This window comes from Bradyrhizobium sp. Rc3b (genome assembly GCF_900114915.1).
Taxonomy (GTDB): Bacteria; Pseudomonadota; Alphaproteobacteria; order Rhizobiales; family Xanthobacteraceae; genus Bradyrhizobium.
Map to the genome: position 1 here is coordinate 85,597 of NZ_FOUS01000021.1, position 21,736 is coordinate 107,332.

The 21,736-nt window shown below is 58.4% G+C and carries 18 protein-coding genes and 2 pseudogenes; 15 read left to right on the forward strand and 5 right to left on the reverse strand.

The genetic code is table 11. From position 1 onward, the window contains the following. From BM190_RS35315 to BM190_RS35355, 9 genes are all read left to right on the forward strand, one after another. The gene (locus BM190_RS35315) at positions 1-1,395 is read left to right on the forward strand and encodes a M20 family metallopeptidase (RefSeq protein ID WP_092262169.1); all 1,395 of its coding nucleotides are present in this window, start codon (positions 1-3) and stop codon (positions 1,393-1,395) included. A 164-nt stretch (positions 1,396-1,559) separates the two neighbouring features. After that, the gene (locus tag BM190_RS35320; protein WP_092262124.1) at positions 1,560-2,885 is read left to right on the forward strand and encodes a CmpA/NrtA family ABC transporter substrate-binding protein; all 1,326 of its coding nucleotides are present in this window, start codon (positions 1,560-1,562) and stop codon (positions 2,883-2,885) included. A gap of 5 nt (positions 2,886-2,890) precedes the next feature. Then, on the forward strand, positions 2,891-3,733 hold the full coding sequence (locus BM190_RS35325) for an ABC transporter permease (protein WP_092262125.1): 843 nt from the start codon (positions 2,891-2,893) through the stop codon (positions 3,731-3,733). 4 nt (positions 3,734-3,737) lie between these two features. Beyond that, on the forward strand, positions 3,738-4,532 hold the full coding sequence (locus BM190_RS35330; RefSeq protein ID WP_092262126.1) for an ABC transporter ATP-binding protein: 795 nt from the start codon (positions 3,738-3,740) through the stop codon (positions 4,530-4,532). A 175-nt stretch (positions 4,533-4,707) separates the two neighbouring features. Continuing rightward, positions 4,708-4,965 (forward strand): DUF485 domain-containing protein, encoded by a 258-nt coding sequence (locus tag BM190_RS35335; protein WP_092262170.1) that lies wholly within the window; start codon positions 4,708-4,710, stop codon positions 4,963-4,965. Then, positions 4,965-6,551 (forward strand): solute symporter family protein, encoded by a 1,587-nt coding sequence (locus tag BM190_RS35340; protein ID WP_092262127.1) that lies wholly within the window; start codon positions 4,965-4,967, stop codon positions 6,549-6,551. The genes BM190_RS35335 and BM190_RS35340 overlap by 1 nt, the downstream gene beginning before the upstream one ends. Before the next feature lie 166 nt (positions 6,552-6,717). Beyond that, entirely contained in the window at positions 6,718-7,611 is an 894-nt protein-coding gene (locus BM190_RS35345; RefSeq protein WP_092262128.1) for a LysR family transcriptional regulator, read from the forward strand. Positions 7,612-7,695: 84 nt separating this feature from the next. Beyond that, positions 7,696-8,679: a molybdopterin-dependent oxidoreductase gene (locus tag BM190_RS35350; RefSeq protein ID WP_092262129.1), complete on the forward strand. Its 984-nt coding sequence runs from the start codon at positions 7,696-7,698 to the stop codon at positions 8,677-8,679. Between the two features lie 88 nt (positions 8,680-8,767). Continuing rightward, positions 8,768-9,844 carry a carbon-nitrogen hydrolase family protein gene (locus BM190_RS35355; RefSeq protein ID WP_092262130.1) on the forward strand — a complete coding sequence of 359 codons (1,077 nt, stop codon included), beginning with the start codon at positions 8,768-8,770 and terminating at the stop codon, positions 9,842-9,844. Positions 9,845-9,985: 141 nt separating this feature from the next. On the opposite strand, the gene BM190_RS35360 is transcribed toward BM190_RS35355, so the two are convergent. Next, complete coding sequence (locus BM190_RS35360) at positions 9,986-11,485, reverse strand: CoA-acylating methylmalonate-semialdehyde dehydrogenase (protein WP_092262171.1); 1,500 nt, start codon at positions 11,483-11,485, stop codon at positions 9,986-9,988. 108 nt (positions 11,486-11,593) lie between these two features. Between BM190_RS35360 and BM190_RS35365 the strand changes: the two genes are divergently transcribed. Continuing rightward, positions 11,594-12,502, forward strand: coding sequence for a LysR family transcriptional regulator (locus BM190_RS35365; protein ID WP_092262131.1), 909 nt, complete (start codon positions 11,594-11,596; stop codon positions 12,500-12,502). On the opposite strand, the gene BM190_RS35370 is transcribed toward BM190_RS35365, so the two are convergent. Then, positions 12,461-13,399: a LysR family transcriptional regulator gene (locus BM190_RS35370; protein WP_092262132.1), complete on the reverse strand. Its 939-nt coding sequence runs from the start codon at positions 13,397-13,399 to the stop codon at positions 12,461-12,463. The genes BM190_RS35365 and BM190_RS35370 overlap by 42 nt on opposite strands. Before the next feature lie 121 nt (positions 13,400-13,520). Here BM190_RS35370 and BM190_RS35375 point away from each other — a divergent pair, with 121 nt between their 5' ends. The 3 genes and pseudogenes from BM190_RS35375 to BM190_RS35385 all read left to right on the forward strand — a co-directional run. Further along, positions 13,521-14,510 carry an NAD(P)H-dependent flavin oxidoreductase gene (locus BM190_RS35375; protein WP_092262133.1) on the forward strand — a complete coding sequence of 330 codons (990 nt, stop codon included), beginning with the start codon at positions 13,521-13,523 and terminating at the stop codon, positions 14,508-14,510. Between the two features lie 98 nt (positions 14,511-14,608). Next, positions 14,609-15,961, forward strand: coding sequence for an MFS transporter (locus BM190_RS35380; RefSeq protein WP_092262134.1), 1,353 nt, complete (start codon positions 14,609-14,611; stop codon positions 15,959-15,961). A gap of 267 nt (positions 15,962-16,228) precedes the next feature. Continuing rightward, positions 16,229-16,576: pseudogene (locus tag BM190_RS35385) on the forward strand (nitronate monooxygenase); the annotation flags it as partial. Between the two features lie 205 nt (positions 16,577-16,781). Here the strand turns inward: BM190_RS35385 and BM190_RS35390 are convergent. Beyond that, positions 16,782-17,666, reverse strand: coding sequence for a LysR family transcriptional regulator (locus BM190_RS35390; RefSeq protein ID WP_092262172.1), 885 nt, complete (start codon positions 17,664-17,666; stop codon positions 16,782-16,784). Between the two features lie 126 nt (positions 17,667-17,792). Between BM190_RS35390 and BM190_RS35395 the strand changes: the two are divergent. Then, a pseudogene (locus BM190_RS35395) lies at positions 17,793-19,008 on the forward strand (YbfB/YjiJ family MFS transporter). A gap of 200 nt (positions 19,009-19,208) precedes the next feature. Here BM190_RS35395 and BM190_RS35400 read toward each other — a convergent pair. Together BM190_RS35400 and BM190_RS35405 are read right to left on the reverse strand one after the other, a co-directional pair. Next, entirely contained in the window at positions 19,209-20,171 is a 963-nt protein-coding gene (locus tag BM190_RS35400; protein WP_177237484.1) for a pyridoxamine 5'-phosphate oxidase family protein, read from the reverse strand. A gap of 22 nt (positions 20,172-20,193) precedes the next feature. After that, entirely contained in the window at positions 20,194-20,802 is a 609-nt protein-coding gene (locus BM190_RS35405) for a glutathione S-transferase family protein (protein WP_092262136.1), read from the reverse strand. A 503-nt stretch (positions 20,803-21,305) separates the two neighbouring features. Between BM190_RS35405 and BM190_RS35410 the strand changes: the two genes are divergently transcribed. Further along, the gene (locus BM190_RS35410; protein WP_092262137.1) at positions 21,306-21,698 is read left to right on the forward strand and encodes a tautomerase family protein; all 393 of its coding nucleotides are present in this window, start codon (positions 21,306-21,308) and stop codon (positions 21,696-21,698) included. The last annotated feature ends 38 nt before the right edge of the window (positions 21,699-21,736 follow it).

The window sequence follows — 21,736 nt, forward strand, 5'->3', positions numbered from 1 at the left end:
ATGAGCCGGAACGCCGCAATCTCGCGCGCGAGAAGCCATCTGGATTCTGGGGACTTCGAGGCCGTGCTCTCGCGGCTCGTCGCTATTCCTTCTGAGAGTCAGAACCCGGAGCGAAAACGTCAGCTTGCCGAGTATCTCGGCCAGCTCCGCTGCATGCTTGAAGAGCTTGGCTGCGATTGCCAGCTTTTGACGCTTGCGGGCGCGGTCTTCCTGTATGCAGAGCGTAGGGAAGATGGAGCATTGCTCACGGTGCTCGGATATGGGCACGGGGATGTGGTTCGGGGAATGGAGGGATCGTGGGCCGCAGGAAGGTCGCCTTGGCACCTGGCAAAGCTCGATGATCGCTGGTATGGACGTGGTGTCGCCGACAATAAGGGACAGCATGCCATCAACATTGCCGGTCTCCGCGCTGTCCTCGAGACAAAAGGTCGGCTGGGGTTCAACCTAAAATACCTGATCGAGATGGGCGAAGAAATCGATTCGCCCGGCCTCCGCGAACTCTGCTTGACGCACAAGAAACTCTTGCGCGCAGATATCTTCGTTGCCTCGGACGGACCGCGCTTGTCCGAGCATCGGCCGACAGTGTTCCTCGGCTCGCGCGGATGTGTCACATTCGACATTTCAATTGACGCGCGCGAGAGCGCATATCATTCGGGCAATTGGGGCGGTCTGCTTTCCGATCCCGCAATCCAGCTCGCACATGCCTTGACCACGATTGTCTCTCCGACCGGCCGCATCCTGATCCAAGAATGGCTTCCAAATGAGCTGCCTGACGCCGTCCGGCGGGTGCTTGCCGATTGTGTCGTTGACGGGGGACCTGGAGGACCTCAGATCGATCCGGCTTGGGGTGAGCCGGGACTGACTCCCGCAGAGCAGGTGTATGGTTGGTGCTCGTTTGATGTTCTCGCCATCAGCTGCGGAAATCCGCAGGCGCCGGTCAACGCCATTCCCCCGAGTGCCTGGGCGCGGTGTCAGCTCCGCTTCGTGGTTGGCGTTGATCATGAGGACATTGTGCCGGCCCTGCGGCGCCACCTCGCGAAGTCCGGGCTCGACATGGTTCAGGTGACGCCCAGCCCTGACGACGGCGTTTTTCTTGCCACGCGCCTCGATCCCGAGAATCCTTGGGCTAGGTGGACCCAAGCCTCGATCCTGCGGACGACGGGGAAATCGCCGGCAATGTTACCCAATTTCGCGGGATCGCTTCCGAACGACGTCTTTGCCAACGTGTTGGAGTTGCCCACGTTGTGGGTACCCCATGCCTATCCTGGGTGCCGGCAACATGCAGCCAATGAGCACCTCCCGATCGGGCTGGCGCGTGAGGCCCTGGAGATTATGGCGGGGTTATATTGGGATCTCGGCGAGGTTGATACCCTGCCTTCAGTCCGACGAGGATGAACGGATCGGCTGCGATTTGCGGGCGCCGTGGCCCGGGAGATCGCTTTTCTGCGAAGGCCCTTGCGCATTTTCGAAGTACCGCTTCCCAAATGTTGCGCCAAGCTCCGTCGAAGCGGCGCCGGGCGCCAATTTTCGAACCGGATGCTGGAACGGGGGCAGGGCAGATGACTAACGCATCGGATCATCATGGCTTCGGCGGCAAGTGTTGCAGTTGTTGCGATCACGGACCAACCCAGCCGAGCTTCCAGGCTGCCTTGTCGGACCAAGTCGAGCAGGCGCTGCTGCATGGTCTGTTCCCGCAGCCGATCTTGCGACGTGAAGTGCTGCGTCAGGTCGGAGCAAGTGCGATCATCGGGGCGCTATCGAGCATTCTCCCGATCGAGACGCTGAAGGCGATTGCCGGAGAGCGCAAGCCCCTCGAGAAGGCGAAGCTTGCTGTCGGCTTTTTGCCGATTACCTGTGCGGTTCCGCTGATCTACGGTGAGAAGCTTGGAAGCTATAGCAGCGAGGGCCTCGAGGTCAGCCTGCAGAAGATCGCCGGAATAGCTTTGATTCGGGACAAGATGCTCAATGGGGAGCTGGACGTCTCGCAGCAGGTCATGCCAGTGCCCCTCACGATGACGGCAGGACTCGGGGGCAATATCCAGTCGATCAAAGTGCTCACCATCCTGAATCAAAATGGAAACTCTCTCGTCCTCGCCAACAAGCACAGGAACAACCGCGATCCGAAGAACTGGAAGGGCTTTACGTTCGCCGTTCCGTTCGAGCAGAGCCACCAGACGCTGCAGCTTCGGAATTATCTGGCTGCGGCTGGCCTCGATCCGGACCAGGACGTCAAATACCGGATCGTGCCGCCCACCGAGTACGTCGCAAGCCTTCGCGTCGGGAGCATCGATGGCTTTTTCGGTGGTGAGCCCGGTGGCCAGCGGGCGGTTTACGAGGGAGCCGGGTTCATCCACCTCATTTCAAAGGAGATATGGGACGGCCACCCGTGCTGCTCAGTCACTGCATCCGAGAGTTGGATCCAGCAAAACCCGAACACGTTTATGGCCTTCTACCGCGCCATCATTGCCGCAAGTCTTCACGTTTCAAAGCCGGAGAATCGCGTCGGCATGGCGAAAGTGCTGTCGGAGCCGCAATATCTCAATGCTCCTGAAATCGTTATCGATCAGGTCCTGGGCGGCACCTATGCTGATGGCCTCGGAAGCATCAAGAAGGATGCCCGCCGGGTCGATTATCAGCCATTCCCTCAATATTCAGCCGCCGTCTGGCTGATGACGCAGCTCAGGCGTTGGAACATGCTGAAGGAGGATGTCGACTACAAGGTGCTCGCTGAAAAGGTGATGCTCGCCACGGACGCTGCGCGCATCATGCGCGAGCAGGGGGCGCCTGCCCCGGTCGTCGGGTTCGGCAGCGAGAAGATCCTCGGGAAGGACTTCGATTCTAACAAGCCGCAGGAATACTTGGCTTCCGTCAAGAAGTCCGGCTGACGCGGATGTTGAATCGCCTGCAGCAGCCCTGGGTGGCCTCTATTGCGATTTTTGTAGGGTTCATCTGCATCTGGGCATGGCTCACGACCACGCCGTCCGGGCCTATCAGCGCTGCCGACGCGGAGTATGCGCGGCTTGCTGGCCAGAGTGCATCGGGGCAGCAAGCCAGCGCGATCCCTTCCCCGTGGGCCGTTGCACTACGGGGCTATGAGCTGATCGCGCACGCCTTGGACAATGATAACCCCAACAATCTAGGGATCGCCTGGCACTTGGTCTATTCCATGGCGCGAGTGGCCCTTGGCTTCACGTTGGCTTTAGCCGTTGCCGTTCCGCTGGGCTTCATCCTTGGACTGTGGCCCGCATGCTATCAAGCCCTCGATCCATTCATTCAGGTTCTTAGGCCGGTATCACCGCTCGCGTGGATGCCACTTGCTCTTTACACGTTTCGCGACAGCACAATCTCGACTATTTTCATTATCTTCATCTGCGCCGTATGGCCGATGTTGATTAGCACTGCGACCGGAACGGCGTCGGTGCGTGCGGAGTGGCTGAACGTGTCGCGTGTGTTCGGGGTGCCTAAACTCGAGCACGTGACGCGGGTCGTCTTTCCTGCCAGCGTGCCCATGATCTTGTCCGGAATGCGTATTTCCATCGGCATAGCGTGGTTCGTCATCGTGGCCGCGGAAATGGTCGGCGCGCAAAGCGGGATCGGATATTTCATTTGGAACGAATGGAATAACTTGCAGATCGCCAGCATGATCGTTGCCATTGTTCTGGTCGGTGCGATCGGTCTCGCCCTCGACGTCATTCTTAAACGAATTGGCGAACGCCTCAGCTTCCGGGAATAGCACGATGGCCGATCTAGATATCAACGACGTTTCGATGTCGTTTGTTGACCGCTCCGGCAAGCAGCTGATCGCGCTCGACCGGATATCGCTCGCAATCGAACATAGCGAGTTCGTCTGCCTAATAGGCCACTCAGGCTGTGGCAAGAGTACGCTGCTCAACATCGTAGCCGGACTTTTGATGCCCACTTCAGGTACAATCCGCTGCGCTAGTGCGGTCGTTACTGGTCCCGGGCCGGAGAGGGCAATGGTCTTTCAGAGCCATGCCTTGCTCCCCTGGATGACGTGCGTTGAAAACGTTCATCTTGCCGTAAAGCAGGCGTTTCGAGGAGCGCCCAGGTCCGAGCTGATGGATAGGGCCGAACAGGCGCTAAAGCTCGTGCACCTGGAGCACGCGATAGGCAAATACCCCTTTGAAATCTCTGGGGGCATGAAGCAGCGCGTGGGTATCGCGCGGGCGTTCGCCGTTCAGCCGAAGGTGCTCTTATTGGACGAGCCCTTCGGTGCGCTCGATGCATTGACGAGATCAAGCCTTCAGGACGAACTCGTGCGAATCGTCGAGACGACGAAGACGACCGTCGTGATGGTCACCCACGACATCGACGAAGCCATCTTTCTCAGCGACAGAATTGTCGCACTTTCCAACGGACCGGCTGCTCGTATCGGTCGGATCTGGAAAGTAGAGACGCCCCGACCACGCGACCGGCTAAAGCTGACGACCGACTTCGAAGGTATCAAGTACCGAAAAGAGATCCTCGAATTCTTGTACAAGAAAGAGCCGTTTCCGCAATTTGCGAGCTAGATGTTCGAATCGTGTGATCGCGGACCGCTTCAACCATCGAGCGGGGACAGGGCGAGAAATGCGCAAGTCTTCTCTCGTAAATTCTCAGTGGGCAACGATGCAAAGTCTCTCGAAATTGTCACAAACAGTTCAGGAGGAGCAGGTGAAGACATCGTCAAAGACACTGGAAGTAGAGATGGTCGCACTGGCGCGGTCGAGATTGACGGTGGCAGCGTCGCTGAGCATCGCGATGATCGCCATCTATTTCGGCTTCATGGGCCTGTTCGCGTTTGCCAAACCTGTCCTCGGCAGAATGCTCGCCACAGGCCTGTCGCTTTGCATCTTGCTCGGGCCATTGGTCATCATCAGCTCGTTCTTGCTCTGCCTCGTCTACGTGTATTGGGCGAATAACATATTTGACCGGAACGTGAAGTCTATGCTGGGGCAAGCGTGATGCAGGCACAGTCCAGCAACATCTCCATCGCGTTCTTCTTCGCGTTCATGGCCTTGACGCTCGTTATAACCTATTGGGCGGCCAAGCGGACCAAGACAACGGAGACGTTCTTTGCGGCAGGTGGCGAGATCACCGCGTGGCAAAATGGTTGGGCTCTCGCCGGAGACTTTCTTTCTGCGGCGGCGCTTTTAGGCATCGCCGGTATTGTTACGTCAAACGGCTTTGATGGCATGGTGTATTCGATCGGGTGGCTCGTGGGTTGGCCGATCATTCTCTTTCTCATCGTTGAGCCGCTTCGAAATGTCGGAAAGTTCACCTTTGCCGACGTGGTGGCGTATCGGCTGTCGCAAAAGCCGGTCCGTTCTGCCGCTGCGATCGGAACTCTGGCCGTCATTTCGTTCTATCTCATCGCGCAAATGGTTGCGACGGGAGCGCTCATAAAGCTGCTTTTCGGCATTCCATATTCGTGGTCAGTCATCATTGTCGGGACGGCCATGCTGATCTACGTGCTCTTTGGTGGCATGCTCGCTACCACCTGGGTTCAGGTCGTCAAAGCGGCGCTCCTGATGGCAGGAGGAGCAATCCTGACGATCCTTGTCCTTGCGCAATTCCAGATGAATCCGCTGAGGCTATTCGCAGCCGCAGCTGAGCGGTATGGAGACAATGTGCTTCAGCCGGGCTCGCGGGTCGTTACCGGTCAATGGGACGCTATATCGCTGGGGCTTGGTCTTATGTTCGGCACGGCCGCCATGCCGCACATCCTCATGCGTGTCTACACGGTCAGGGACGTCAAGGCCGCGCGGCTCTCCATTCTCTACGCCACCGGCCTAATCGGAGCATTTCATCTCATGGTCTTCGTCATCGGCTTTGGCGCCATGGTGATCGTCGGACCACAGGCGGTACTCAAAGCCGGAGGCGGTGGCAACATGGCTGCGCCCTTGCTGGCTCAAGCGGTTGGAGGAAACGCATTCTTCGGCTTCATTTGCGCTGTGGCTTTCGCGACCATGCTTGCAGTCGTCGCCGGATTGACCCTGTCGGGGGTCGCCACCCTCTGCCATGATCTCTGGACCAATGTCATAAGAGCCGGAAAGGCGACAGAGTCTGAGCAGTTGAAGGTTGCGCGCGCCGCCACGATCATCATTGCGGTCGTCGCTGTAGTCTTGGGAATCCTGTTCGAGGGACAGAATGTTGCCTTTATGGCAGGACTAGCGTTCTCCGTAGCCTGCGCGGCCAACTTTCCTTCGCTGGTACTCGCAATCAGCTGGAAGCGTTTCACCACACAGGGAGCGGTCGCGAGTATTCTCGTCGGTACTATAGGTTCGATTGTTCTGATATGCCTCTCGCCCACGATCCAGGTCGACGTTCTGGGAAAAGCATTGGCGGACATTGCCGGCGCCTGGTGGTTCGTCCCGTTGAAGAACCCGGCGATTGTCGCCATGCCGGTTTCGTTTGGGGTAGCGATCGCCGTATCCTTTGCCACGGCTGAGATAGATGCCGACGGCACATTCCGGGAGATGCAACGAAGGATCCTGTTGGGTTCTTCCGGTCCGGCGGGCGCCGGGACTACTCAGCGCAAAAAGGGATAGTCAGAAAGCGGCTTTCAGAACCTAAGTGGCTGATATTCCCAATAAAACCTCCAACGCGACTTGCGAGCCCTCGGGAAGCTAAGGGTCCATAGCGTCCTGAGGACGCTGGCAATCTCTTGAAACTAATGCGAAATTCGCTGGAGTCTTGGAGGGCAGAGCGGAGCGAATGTTCGACTGGAACGATCTGAAGTTCTTTCTAGAACTCGCAAGGCAAGGCCGTTTGATGCCAGCCGCTCGGCGGCTCAAAGTCGATCATACGACAGTCAGTCGGCGGATATCGGAGCTTGAGCGAGATCTTGCGATCAAAATATTCGATAGAAAGCCGGATGGTTTCGTTCTGACAGAGGACGGCCACAAGCTCTATCAGGCCGCCGAGAAAATCGAAGCAGCCGCCCTGGTTGTCTCGGAAGATTTTCGAAGTGCACCAACCGAACCCACGGGCCGGGTCCGGCTCACCAGCATGGAGGGTATCGCCGCATTCTACCTGGCCGAGAAACTGGTTCAGTTCAATGAGAAGCATCCCGGCGTGTTGGTCGAGCTGGTCACCGAAAGGCACCTGATCAACCTTACCAAACGCGAAGCGGACGTCTGCGTTAGCTTCGTGCCGCTCGTCGGTCCTAAGCTATCGGTTAAGAACGCGGGAGAGTTCAAGCTCGGGCTATTCGCGTCATCGAAATACATCGTGAGCAGGGGCGCGCCTGCTTCGAAAGAGGAGCTGAAGCGTCACGATTTTATCGACTACGTCGACGATCTCGTCGCGATCCAGCCGGTGCAGTGGCTGCATGATGTGCTGGTACCGGAGAACGTCGTATTCCGCTCGACAAGTATGGCCGCTCAGCAGAATGCAATCGGCGCCGGGCGTGGTGTCGGCCTTTTGCCGTTCTTCTCGGCGAAGAAGGACCCTCGTCTCGTGCGCATCATGAAGGACGTGGTCGTCACGAGGTCATTGTTTGTCTCCGTGCACGAAGATATCGAATACATGGGACGAGTCCGCACCTTGCTGCGTTTCCTTCATGAGATATTCAAGGTAGACAAGGCCTTCTTGAACGAGTTCGAGTGACGGAATTTCCGCAAGCCCATTTGCCGATTTTTGCTCGAGCGTTTCCCTAAAGCCAGATTAGGCTCGCGGCTCTGGAGCGCTGCTATGTCAGACGAATTCACATACAAGACCCGCGGCTTTTTCGGCCGAATTCCATCTGAACCCCATGAGCTGACGGACCGTATCACGCCCACCCGGGCCTGCATCGTCCTGTGCCATCTCGGGGTCCTAGACGCTCAAGCTGTTGAAGATTGGAAGCTCGAAATTGGTGGCCTGGTCAAGACAGGTCTGGTTCTATCACTTCGCGAGCTCAAGAGCCTTCCAAAGCGCCAATTCGTTTCGGTGCACCAATGCGCAGGAAGTCCGCTCGCACCCGACAAGCCGACAAGGCGGGTCTGCAATGTATCGTGGGCTGGGGTCCGCTTGGGTGACCTACTTGGGATGGCAGGAGTCGATGAGACCGCGCGCTTTGTCTGGTCGCACGGAGCAGACTCAGGTGAATTCGGTGGCATCGAGTGCGGTCACTATTTAAAAGACCTGCCTCTGTCCAGGGTAGGGAGCGATGTTCTGGTGGCGTACGAGATGAACGGCGCCGAGCTGATCGCGGAAAATGGATTTCCATTGCGCCTTGTCGTTCCAGGGTACTACGGCACGAACAGCGTCAAGTGGCTGCGTAAGATCGAGCTTCGCTCCGAACGAGCGCCCAGTGTTTTCACGACGAGATGGTACAACGATCTTGAGGCTGACGGATCTAGCCGGCCAGTTTGGGGAATTGCCCCCCAGTCGATCATCGTCTGGCCAAAACCGGATAGCCAGCTCAATCGCGGCGGACTGGTGCAAGTGTGGGGCTGGGCTTGGGGCGACGCGAATCTGATGGCGGTCGAGCTGAGCGCTGATGAAGGGGCCACTTGGCAGGAATGTCGTCTGGAGCGCGCAGCTGAATGGTCCTGGAGCAAGTTCGTGTACGACTTGTTCGTGCCGGAGGGCTGCACCGGGTTATTGTCGCGAGCCAGATCCCGATCGGGTGAACTTCAACCAGTGACCGGACGGCGCAACGCTATCTATCGTGTCCCGATCTCGGTGCTTTGAAGACGTGCAACAAGGCGTGCAGATTTTCATATTCGCGTGCATCTCATGAGGGACTAACCTCTGGCGGCCAACACCGGGAGGGTAGTCTATGGTTTCGACTTTGCCGCGCTTCAAGGCCGCCGCATGCCACACATCTTCAGTCTTCCTCGATGCCGCTAAGACAGCTGAAAAGGCGTGTGACCTCATCGCGGAGGCGGCGCGTAACGGCGCCTCTCTGGTTGCTTTCCCGGAATCCTTCATTCCTGGTTTCCCCGTCTGGGCAGCGTTGCAGGCGCCCATCATGTCCCACGATTTCTTCAGAGCCTTGTCGGCGCAGGCGCTCCTGCTCGACAGCCCGGAATTGACGAGGATCCGAATGGCTGCCAAGCGCCACGGGGTCGTGGTCTCTGTGGGCTTCACTGAAGGGACCGTCGCTAGCCTGGGCTGCATCTGGAATTCCAATCTCCTGGTCGGCGAAGACGGATCGATCCTCAATCATCATCGCAAGCTCGTTCCAACGTTTTATGAGAAGCTGGTCTGGGCAGCTGGAGACGCACGAGGATTGCGGGTAGCCGAGACGAAGGTAGGGCGCGTTGGAATGCTGATTTGTGGCGAAAACACCAATCCACTGGCGCGCTATTCGCTCATGGCTCAGGGTGAGCAAGTGCACATTTCAACTTATCCGCCGATCTGGCCGACCCGCCCGTCCAAAGAGAAGGGTGGCTATGACCTGCGCAAGGCCATCGAAATACGGGCTGGTGCTCATTCATTCGAAGCCAAGTGCTTCAACATCGTTTCGTCAGCCTGCGTCGACGTCGGAATGAGGGACGCACTCGCCCAGGCAAATCCGGCGATGCTAGATCTGGTTGAAGGGACGCCGCATGCTGTCTCGATGATTCTTGATCCAACGGGACAGGTCATCAGCGAGGTGCTTTCCGAGAGCGAAGGCATCGCTTATGCCGACATCGACATTGCTCGTTGCGTCGAGCCGAAGCAATTTCATGACGTCGTTGGTTATTACAATCGATTCGACGTGTTCTCGCTCACTGTCGACAGGTCACAGCGCGATCCGGCGGTTTTCGTCGAGATCGAAGGGCAGGACCTGGTGGACCGGCCGGGGCAGGCCAGGCGCCGAGAGACGCTGGAGCCGGTCGGCAGCGAATTTGAGCGCTTGGTTGCGAACTGATCAATTTCGAACGAGCGATGAAGCTCCTTGTCGATGGGGGCTTGGAGGCGGTGAGAAACAACCGAGCTTGAATCGAGACATCAGTCTGCAATCGCCCGATGCAGAGGGTCGTGTGCGTCCACGACCCTCTGCTCACGCCTATCAGCTCATCGTCGGCATCACGAATTCGGCGCCGGCGCGAATGCCCGTCGGCCAGCGCGTCGTGATCGTCTTCAGCTTGGTGTAGAAGCGAACGCCCTCGGGTCCGTGCATGTGGTGATCGCCGAACAGGGACGCCTTCCAGCCACCGAAGGAGTGGAACGCCATCGGAACGGGAATTGGGACATTGATGCCGATCATGCCAACCTGGATCTGATGAGCGAATTCCCGGGCCGCATCGCCATCCCGGGTGAAGATGGCCGTACCGTTGCCGAACTCGTGCTTGTTGATCATATCGGCGGCCTCATCGTACGATTTGGCGCGCGCGACAGCGAGCACTGGACCAAAAATCTCCTCACGGTAGATCTTCATGTCGGTCGTTACGCCGTCGAACAGCGTACCGCCGAGGAAATATCCTTTCTCGTAGCCCTGGCGCCGGAAGTCGCGTCCGTCGACGATCAGCTTGGCGCCTTCACCGACGCCAGCATCGATGTAGCTGCGGACTTTGTCGAGATGCTGCTTCGTCACCAACGGACCCATCTCGGCCTCGGGATCGGTGCCCGGGCCGATGTTGAGGGCCCGAACCTTGGGCGCCAACTTCTCGATCAGCCGGTCAGCAGTCGTCTCGCCGATCGGCACCGCCACGGAAATCGCCATGCAACGTTCGCCGGCGGAGCCATAAGCCGCACCCATCAACGCGTCGACCGCCTGATCCATGTCGGCATCGGGCATGACAATCATGTGGTTCTTCGCACCTCCGAGAGCCTGGCATCGCTTGCCGTGGCGCGTGGCAGTCTCATAGATATATTGGGCGATCGGAGTCGAACCGACGAAGCTGACAGCTACGATGTCGGGATCGGTCAGGATAGCATCGACGGCCTCCTTGTCGCCGTGAACGACGTTGAATACGCCGTCGGGCAATCCGGCTTCTTTGAGCCACCGCGCGAGGACGAGTGATGCGGACGGGTCGCGCTCGGACGGCTTCAGGATGAATGTATTACCGCAGGCGAGGGCAACCGGGAACATCCACATCGGCACCATCGCCGGGAAGTTGAAAGGCGTGATTCCTGCTACAACGCCAAGCGGCTGACGCAGCGAGTGGCTGTCAACCCGGGTACCGACGTTCTCTGTAATCTCGCCCTTGAGAAGCTGCGGAGCAGCGGTCGCGAACTCGACGACTTCCATGCCGCGCTGGATTTCACCCTTGGCATCGGAGAGCACCTTTCCGTGCTCAGCCGTGATCACCTCCGCGAGTTCGTCGATCCGATCTTCGAGGATCCGCAGGAAGCGGTTAAGGATGCGAGCGCGGCGGAGGGGAGTCGTGTTTGCCCAGGCGGGAAAGGCCTTCCTCGCTGCCGCGACGGCCGATCGGACCTCCTGTGTCGTTGCCAATCCGAGCGCTCCCGATTGCTCGCCGGTCGCGGGATTGTAGACCGGGGATGTGCGGCTACCTCGGCTTGGCACCAGTTCGCCGTTGATGAAATTCAGAATCGTCGCAGACATGGGGCTCCTCTCCTCCGACATGAAGCTTGATCGCGGATGGTATGGAGCGCATAAAAATGCGTATCAACGGCCGAATTCGCGGCTCCGTTGTGCAGAAAGTGTAGTCGAATGGATTGGGAGCGGGTTCGGATATTCCTGGAGGTCGCGCGCGCAGGCCAAATTCTGAGCGCTTCCAGGCATCTGCGGTTGAATCATGCCACGGTCGCCCGCCAGCTCACGGCATTGGAACGCAGTCTGGATGCCAAGTTGCTCGAACGGCATACCTCAGGATGCACGCTGACGGCGGCAGGCGAAGCGTTGGTCGCCGCGGCCGAGCGCGCAGAGAGTGAGTTTCTCAAAGTTGGATCAAGCATTGGCGGTGCGACTGAAGCAATCACCGGCACGGTGCGTGTGGGCGCGCCCGATGGTCTGGGGAACTACTTTTTGGCGGATCATCTAGGGTCGTTGGCGGCGCGACAGCCTGGGCTTGTTATTCAACTCGTGCCCCTGCCGCGGACGTTTTCATTGTCGCGAAGGGAGGCGGACATCGCTATCACGCTCGATCGGCCGAAGCAGGGACGTCTGATACTCTCAAAGCTGACCGACTACACACTCAGCGTCTATGCCGCAGAGAGTTATCTCGAGCGGGAAGGACCTATCGTCAGTCAAGCCGATCTAGCCGGCCGATTATTTGTCACGCAAGTCGAGGATTTCGTCTACAGCCGCGCTTTGGATTACGCAGCAGTCCTGGGGCGGTTGATGTCTCGCCGCTACGAATGTGGTAGCGTTGTTGCGCAAATGGAAGCCGTGCGAAGCGGGCATGGCATCGGCATCCTGCACGACTACGCCGCCCGTCGCTATCCCGAACTGAGGCGTTTATTGACCGACGTCCGCTTTGTTCGAAGCTATTGGTTGACCTCTCACCCCGATACGCACGACACGCGTCGAGTTCAGGAGGTCCATCAATTCATTACGGCTTCCGTGAAAGCCGCCAAGTCATCTTTCGAGGCGGATAACCGCAGGCGCGTCAGCGGCTGATTCAGCGACATTTGCCGGAGATGCTTCCGATCCCGCATACTCCATAAACGCCCGTAGGGCGGAGGATACGAACGTGTCCCTCCGATGAACGAAGACCGTTGTCGCTTTGCCACTTCCATTCGGCAGCGGATGTATTTGGATCAAACCCTGCTGTTCGGCGGACGCCGCCACAACGCGCGGAATCAGCGAAACGCCAACCGAGGCGGCCACGCACCCTATGATGCCGTCGAGCGTTCCCATCTCCATCCAGCGCAAGTCAACGAATCCATTATGCGCGAGATACTCCGATAGGCGCTGCCTGTAGGAGCAGCCAGCGCGGAATACGAGAACCTTACGGCCGCTTCCTGAGGCAAGGAAGTTGAGGAGATGTTGCGGCGAGGTCACCATCGGCGGTGTGATCAGGACAAGCTCCTCCTCAACGATTGGCTGGCAGAACAGTTCACCGTGCATGACAGGCGCTGAGACGAAAGCCCCGTCGAGCTTCCGCGCTAGCACGGCGTCTACGAGCGCTCCCGTCGGCCCTGTTTCGATCTGAACGTCGACGTCGGGATAGGCGATCGCATAGCGGGTGAGTAGAGGTGGCAAACGAAGGGCGGCCGTTGTCTCCATAGACCCGATGCGCAGCTCGCCACTAGGAGATGCATCGTCCTTCACTGCGCGGTGCGCCTCCGCCAATAGTTCACTGATCCGATTGGCGTAGGGAAGCAATCTGCTTCCCATCGACGTAAGTGTTACGCCCTTCTTTGATCGATGAAAAAGTTGAACGCCGAGTTGAATCTCGAGCGCTCGAATGCGCTGTGTCACGTTGGACTGCACCGTGTGAAGGTCGTTGGCGGCGCGGCCAATACCCCCCGCCATGGCGACGGCAGAAAAGAAATTCAGGTCGGTGCTATCCATGGACTGTCATCTCCCGAAGTGATGACTTTGATCAAAAATAATCACTTTTCCGTTGTCAATCGGTAAATTAGGTTCCTCTCATCAGAAGAGGCCGGTTTGGCCTGCAAAAAGGGAACAGGAAATGGCGATCAAGACGAGGCTGACCGACTTCTTTGGTCTCGAGCACCCCATCGTGCTGGCGCCGATGGATCCCGCATCCGGGGGCGAGCTGGCCTCCGCAGTGTCTGCCGCCGGGGCATTGGGCATGCTGGGCGGAGGATATGCCAATCGGGCGTGGTTCGAGGAGCAATCGGCTAAAGTCACCCGTCCCGACGTCGGGTGCGGCTTCATTACCTGGGCGCTCGCGAATGATCCCGGCCTGCTTGATCTTGCGCTGGAGCGGCACAAGCGGGCGATCATGCTCTCGTTCTCGGATCCGGCGCCGTTCGCCCCGAAGGTAAAGAGCGCGGGCATTCCATTGATCTGCCAGGTGCATACGCTGGAGCACGCCAAGCGTGCGATCGACGTCGGCGCCGATGTTGTCATCGCTCAGGGTACCGAGGCAGGTGGCCACGGGCTGACGGCACGTTCGACAATGCCCTTCGTTCCGGCCGTCGCTGACCTTCTCGCACAAAGGGCATCTCGCGTGCTTCTGCTGGCCGCCGGCGGGATCGCGGACGGGCGGGGCGTCGCTGCGGCGCTGATGCTCGGCGCCGACGGTGTGCTGATGGGGACGCGGTTCTGGGCGACTCAAGAGTCCGTCATCCATCGCAATGCGAAGGACAAGGTGGTGTTGGCCACCGGAGACGAGACCATCCGGACGCAAGTCTACGATGTCGTCCGCAAGAAAAATTGGCCCGCAGAATACACCGGTCGATTGATGAAAAACGGCTTCATCGAAAAATGGCACGGCCGCGAACATGAGTTGCGTTCGCTCCAGGAGGCCGAACTGCAACGCGTCGAAAAGGCCTGGGCCTCGGGCGACTATGACACAGCCAACGTCACGGTCGGGGAGGGCATCGGGCTCATCAGCGACATTCCGACTGCGGGCGAACTCGTGAAGCGCATTTCGGCGGAAGCCGAAGCGCGCCTGTCTCGATACGCGCCGCAGCAGAAATCGATCGCAGCTTAGCAGGCCCCGCAGGCTCATCACACTGCAATAGGGAAAGCGTGTGCGCTACGGCGCACGCGGGCGGAGACTCGTGCGCCAAAGACAAGGGAGGACGACCTATGGGCCCATCGAACAATGCCACCGGTTCGCCGGGGATCTGGACCATCGTGCTTGCATCGAGTGCCGGTACAATCATCGAATGGTATGATTTCTATCTCTACGGTAGCCTGGCTGTTTTCTTTTCTACGCTTTTCTATCCAGCGAATGATCCGACAGCCGCGGTCCTTATCAGCGTGGCGACATTCGCGACCGGCTTTGTGATCAGGCCCTTCGGAGCGCTGCTGTTCGGCAGTCTCGGCGATCGATTGGGACGCAAGCATACATTCCTGCTAACGTTGGTGCTTATGGGCCTTTCGACCACTTTGGTCGGTCTTCTTCCGACATATGCGAGCGTCGGATACGCCGCTCCCGTCGCTCTCGTCGTGCTCCGCCTTGTCCAGGGATTGGCGATCGGTGGAGAATACGGCGGCGCCGCAATCTACGTTGCGGAGCACGCTCCGGCAAATCGTCGGGGGTTCTTTACGAGCTTTATCCAGACCACCGCGACCGTCGGATTCTTTGTCGCGATTCTCGTCGTGCTTTCATGTCGTCTTTCACTCGGTGAAGAGGCCTTCCGTGCCTGGGGGTGGCGCATTCCGTTCCTCCTATCCGCTCTCCTTGTGGTGCTATCGATCTACCTGCGACTCAAGCTGAGTGAGTCTCCCATCTTCCAGCAGATGCGCGCAGCCGGCAAAGTCTCGCGGTCTCCCGTGCGCGAAAGCTTCGGCACGGGGCAGGGCCTGCGTTACTCACTCTATGCTCTCTTTGGCGCAACCGCCGGCCTCGGTTGCGTGTGGTACACAGGACAGTTCTACGCGCTGTACTTCTTGCAGAGCGTCCTCAAGATGGACTTCCTAACCGCAAACGTCTGCGTCGCGGTTGCACTCGCGATCGGAACACCGTTGATCGTGGTGTGCGGAGCTCTCTCTGATCGAATTGGACGCCGGCCGCTCATGGTCACGGGACTGTTGCTCGCTGCAGCCCTCTATGTCCCGATCTACATGGGGATTACGGCCGCGACTGAAGCACAAAACTACGTTGCTGTGACGGCCCTTATCCTCGCGCAGCTCATTTTTGTGGCGCTGGTGTACGGACCAAATGCTGCATTCCTCGTTGAACTTTTCCCCGCGCGGCTGCGATACACGTCGATGTCCCTCCCGTACCACATCGGAACCGGAATATTCGGCGGTTTCGTGCCGCTGATCAGCCTCTCGCTCGTCAGTTACACGGGCAATATCTATGCGGGGCTGGCATATCCAATCGCAGTCGCGGTGTTAACGGCGGTCGTTAATGTGATTGGGTTCCCGGGATCTCGTGCAGTGCATGCAGATGAACTCGCGACTTCGCCGATGTCCGGCGAGCGCGCCGTCTGAGCAATGCGTAATAGTGTCGGCTGGTCGCTGACCGGCCGGCATACGAAGCGAATGTGCGCAATGGAGTATTATTGCAGACAATAAATCCTTGGTCGGGCTGAGCGCAATCGCGGCCAGATCGCACTAGGAGGCGGCAATGCAGTTGCGAGACAATGGCCCTGGATTATCGCCTATCACGATTGCGCTGCACCAGCTCGTTGCAACCCTTCTGTTCTCGATCATTGGGCTGTGCATAGCCAAGCCACAGGTATCCGCCCTGGCAGTGGCTGCCCAGAGTCCAAGGTCAGTGCGGGAGGCCGGAGGGCGCTTGCCGAGGCACGAGACGATCCCACTGTCATCACCAACGTCATGACCGGTCGGCCGGCGCTCGGCGTGCAAAATCGGCTCATGCGCGAGGCCGGGCCAATTTGTGCTGATGCTCCAGCTTTTCCCCACGCTGCAACCGCGCTCGGGCTACTAAAGGCCGCTTTGGAGAAGCAGGGCAGGGTCGATCTCACTAATCTATGGGCCGGCCAGGCGATCGGAATGGGCCGCGAAATCCCGGCGGCAGAATTGTCTCGGGATCTCGCCAAATCGGCGATAGTGCGTCTGCGCCAGATGGCGGGTGCGAGGTAGCCTGCAGTCTGCTGGCCCAACGACTGACAGCCTCCGCTTCTGACGTGAGTATTTGTGCAACACCCTTTGCGCCGATACTCGTCCCGAACTGAGCTCTCTATGTTAATGGTCCGGTTCTCCCTAGACTTGTCGCCAGGCAATCTGCGACGCATTCCCCGCTGCGCTAGCAGCGGGGATTTTCCTTCGGCGGTAAGGCACGCTTACTCTAGGCGGCACGGCTTGATTCCGACTTCAATTTGAGCAGATCGAATAGCGCCTTCATCGCGCTCGACACATAGACGTCATGACGGCGGACGAAGACAGTTTCTACCATTGCGCGGGTCGGGAGAAGCTTATGCACCGCGACTTTGCCGTCCTTAAGGGCGGGCGCAACGAGCCCCCTTGGTAGCAAAGTAACGCCGAGCCCGGCGGCGACGCAACTGACGATCGCATCGAGAGATCCGAACTCGAGGGGCTGTGCGACCGCAATGCCCATCTCGGCCAAGACCGCTTCCAGCTTCTGACGGTAGGAGCAGCCAATCTGGAAAACGATCGTTTTCAGATCATTGATTGCAGTCAGTTGCTTGGGCGTTCGAATTGATGCCGCAGTTACAAGTACAAGTTCTTCACGAAAGAACGTTTCATGCTGCAGATCGGGATGGTTGACCGGGCCGGCTACGAAAGCGCCGTCGAGACGGTATTCAAGCACGTCGCTCAACAGTCGCCCCGTTGTACCTGTTGTGATCGCGAGCCGAACTTCGGGATGCGCCTTGGCAAACTTCACCAGGACAGGAGACAGTCGCAGGGCGGTCGTTGTTTCCAGGCTTCCAACCAGCAGTGATCCGCTCGGCTCCCCATCATCTCGAGCCGCGGAGCCTGCGTCTGCAACAAGCTTTGCAATTCGAGCAACGTAGGGAAGTATCCTGCGGCCGGCGGGGGTGGGTATGGCCCCGCGGGCGAGGCGTTGGAGCAGGGGCACCCCGAGTTCTTCTTCTAGCACGCGGATGCGGGCTGTAACGTTCGACTGGACCGTATGCAATTCGGACGCCGCACGGCTCATGCTTCCGAGTCGCGATACGGCCTCGAACACCTTGAGGTCGGAAAGATCCATGACCTTCTCCAAGTCAGTACGAACGTATCTCAAAATGAGATAGCTGATATCTTATCTAATCATTTTTTATCATTACGGAGAAGGAGTATTTCTCAGTCGGCGAGTTTCAGACAGGTGCACTATTCAATGGACCATACAGAAATCGCGGCACCACCGTCGCGCACATGGCCTGCAATTTGGGCCGGTGTATGCGCAATTCTGGTTGGAATAGGGCTCGCACGTTTCGCTTACACACCCCTTCTTCCTGCAGTAGTCGGAGCGCACTGGTTCGGCGCCTCTGCTGCTGCCTACATCGGGGCGGCCAATCTGGCCGGCTATTTGGCCGGTGCCTTGCTGGCGCATCCCATGCTCAAGCTCAGTTCCGCGGCTTCTTTGATACGTACGATGATGCTGCTCGCGTCGGTCGCATTCTTCGCCTGTGCATTCCCGGTCTCGTTTGCCTGGTTCTTCGCCTGGCGCCTTGCTTCGGGTTTTGCGGGCGGAGTCCTAATGGTCCTGGCGGCACCGACCGTGCTTTCACACGTGGCGCCCTCACGGCGTGGTCTTGCCGGGGGCGTCATTTTCACGGGGGGTTGGCGCCGGCATTGCGGCGTCTGGCAGCCTCGTGCCGCTGCTGCTCGATCTCGGTTTGAAGCAAGCATGGATGGGCCTCGGAGCTCTTTCGTCCGTATTGACTGTAGTCGCATGGAACGGATGGCCCAAGGCGCCGCCACCGGCGCTTCCAATCCGCACTCGTGCCCCCCGACGAGCGCTGCCGCTATGGCTTCTCTTTATCGAGTACGGCCTCAACGCAGTAGGACTCGTGCCGCACATGCTCTTCCTGGTCGACTTCGTCGCCCGCGGCCTCGGGCAGGGTGTGCAGGTGGGTGCACATTATTGGGTCCTCTTCGGTGTCGGCGCGATCGTCGGACCTTTGCTCACCGGCCAATTGGCCGACCGGATCGGGGCGCGCGGCGCATTACTCATCGCCTACGCCCTCCAGGCCTTTGCGGTTGGGTTGCCCGCGCTGCATCCGGGGACAGTTTCTCTCACGTTCTCAAGCCTAGTCATGGGAGCGTTCACGCCGGGGATTGTGATCTTGGTGCTTGGACGTGTTCATGAACTGGTGCCGCACGATCATGCGTCCCAGAAGGTGGCTTGGAGCGTGGCGACAACCAGCTTTGCCATCATGCAAGCGTTGGCCGCGTTCGGACTGTCTTTGGCCTTTCAGAGCACCGGAGGAGACTATCATCTGCTGTTCCTCATTGGCGTCGCAGCTCTCGCGCTAGCATTTGTCCTTGAGCTGGCTCTCGGAAATCGTGAGAGGCCGACAGGTTGGCGAAAGCAGGGGCTGGCCAATTAAACCAGCGGTTCGTCAGGTCGCGATCCAGATGCATCTTCTGGTCGCCGTAGGCCGGAAATGACGCCGGTAGATGCGTAGCCGTGTTCTAGAGTTTCGCCGTTCCGTTGAGGGTGTTCGGCCCACCTGGCAACTGACCGCTGGGCGGCACGTACATCGCGTTCTCCCGTCTGGCCCTAGTTGAGCGGTCGAGTTACAGTAAGCTAATGACCTTCCCAAAGTCCTGTTGCCGATGTGAAAGGCGAGACTTCGACGGCCGGATCGGATCGAATGGACGCTCGATCCGCAATGTATCCATCTTCGACCTGTAATCTCCAGGCCCTTTGGGCGCCTATATAGGCAGCTATACGCGGATCGTTCCAAAGAAGTTCAACGCGACCGCGAACATGTACGAGATCGCCGGTCAAGAAATCGATGAAAAGCAACGCTGCATAAGGATGGACTGTAAAGTTGCCCAACGTATTGAAATACAGGTTACCGGAAAAGTCAGGCACAGTTATCTCGTGATTGCTGGCAAGGACGAATCCGGGGCGTCCGCCACGATGTGATATATCGCAGTCATATGTGCCGGCCACAGTGTGCTGTGCTGGAATGCACGAAGCCACAAAGAAAGTGTCAGCCTTCTGTATGATCTGCCTCACCCGATCATTGAGCTGATTGAATTCATTTCTTGGATTTCGGTCTGACCCTAGGCCATTCGCGGTTATGCCTTTGCGGAGCTGGATATATTTAGCACAATTGCCAAAGCTTTGATGCACGCCAAGCTCAAAGCCGTCGGCATCGACGTTTGCAACCCATCCGTTGAGCCTGTTTCGCCGACGATTGGTCAGGTCTAGACCTAGTAGCCCCAAGTTCGCACCGGCCACCAGATTCTCGTTCAGGGGGGCTTCCGCAGATCGGCGAGCCTTTACCAACAGACGCGTAGGATCCGGCGATGATATGAAGCCGCTCAGACCAGTCAGGAGGGACGCGGTCGGGCGTCCGTCCTTGTCGGCGGACCCGACAAATACATAGGTCAGGTTGGCGAAGAAATCCCGATGCTGATCCGGCATCTGCTTTCGAATTGCCACCTTTGCACGCTTGCGGATGTTCTGATCCACGCCAGCCCGCTGCTGGACTTCAAGCTCACCATAGTGAAACGGAGACGGATCTTGTTCCGGCGTCATGCTGCCATCCTCCATCAGCCTCCTATCGCGGAGCCGGCGGCATTGGCTCGAACTTCGGCAATGCTTCGATACGCTCAAGCCAACGAAGGATGTTCTGGTAAGGCTCTAACGACACGCCACCTTCCGGTGCGGCGCTCGTGTAGCTGTAGCAAGCGATGTCGGCCACAGTCGGCACGGCGGTGGCGACGAACTTCCGTTCTGCCAGATGTTCGTTCATCACCTTGAAAAGGCGCTCCGCAAGCTCGACAGACCGCTCACGATCGACTGATCGTCCAAACACGGTGCCGAGTCGGGCGCTTGCCGGGCCGAACGCAAGCGGGCCGGCGGCGACGGAGAGCCATCTCTGAACCTGTGCGAGTTCGACTGGGTCCGCGGGGAGCCAAGTTCTGGACTCGTCATAACGGGCGGCGAGGTAGACAAGAATCGCATTCGAGTCTGCGATGATTACGCCATTGTCGTCGATAACAGGGATTTCCCCGAAAGGATTCAATGCGAGAAACACCGGTGTTTTGCGCTCCGGGGCGGGCGTCGCGATGAATTCGAACGGCAGGTCAAGCAGTCTGAGAAACAACTCAACGCGATGGCTGTGTCCCGACAACTTGCCGCCGTAGAGTCGAATTTGCTGGTTCATTTGGGTCCTTCTCCTGTTTCGGTGTCCGTAATAGTTGCGAGGGGACCTGAAGAGAATGCCGTCGCAGGACAATATATTGTTGCAGGAAATGCAATGATCGCTCAGCGAACTCGTACCTCTGAATGACGGGTTTTGCCTATCGGACATCGAGGGGTCTCGTCCGGCTGCATCCCAATGACAGGAGAGTCAAACATGACTGTACGGCCATTGACGCTTTGCGAAGTGAGCATGAACTCGCTGAAGGTTCCAAGGGGAAAGACTACCGTGCATAGGTAGATCATCTGCAGGGCAGATGATTGTCATCTGAATTTATGATGCATCGCATCGCCGGATAGAAAAGATGCAAGTGGTGTTGCTGCTTTTCGTGGTGGTCGCTTGCTGATAAGCCATCGAAGCGTCACGAGCACAATTTATCGTGCACCTCCTGGTTGAGTTCGCCGCAAGTGGGCAGGGCGGGGGTCTCTCGGGTGGTGTCGAAAGACGTTCGGACAAGGAGTTCTTGAATGCCGTTTCTGCGATTTGACGTGATCGAGGGATGGAGCGATGCCGATCTCCAAAAGCTATTGGATGTCACGCATGAAGTGTTGGTTGAGACGCTGCACGTACCGACACGCGATCGATATCAGGTGGTGCATCGACATCCGCGGTCGTGCGTAATCGCGCTCGACACCGGCCTCGGCATCGCGCGCACGGATAGGCTAGTCATATTGCAGTTGACGAGCCGTCCACGACAGAAGGCATCGAAGCTTGAGTTCTACCGAGTGCTTGCCGAGAGGTTGTCGTCGGCATGCGGAATCGCTCCAACTGATCTTGTCATCAATTTTGTCATCAACGACGATGAGGACTGGTCGTTCGGCCTGGGCCGGGCGCAATTTATGACTGGTGAACTGCATTAACCTGAAGCGCGCCGCTGTAAACGAGCGGCGGCGGTGTG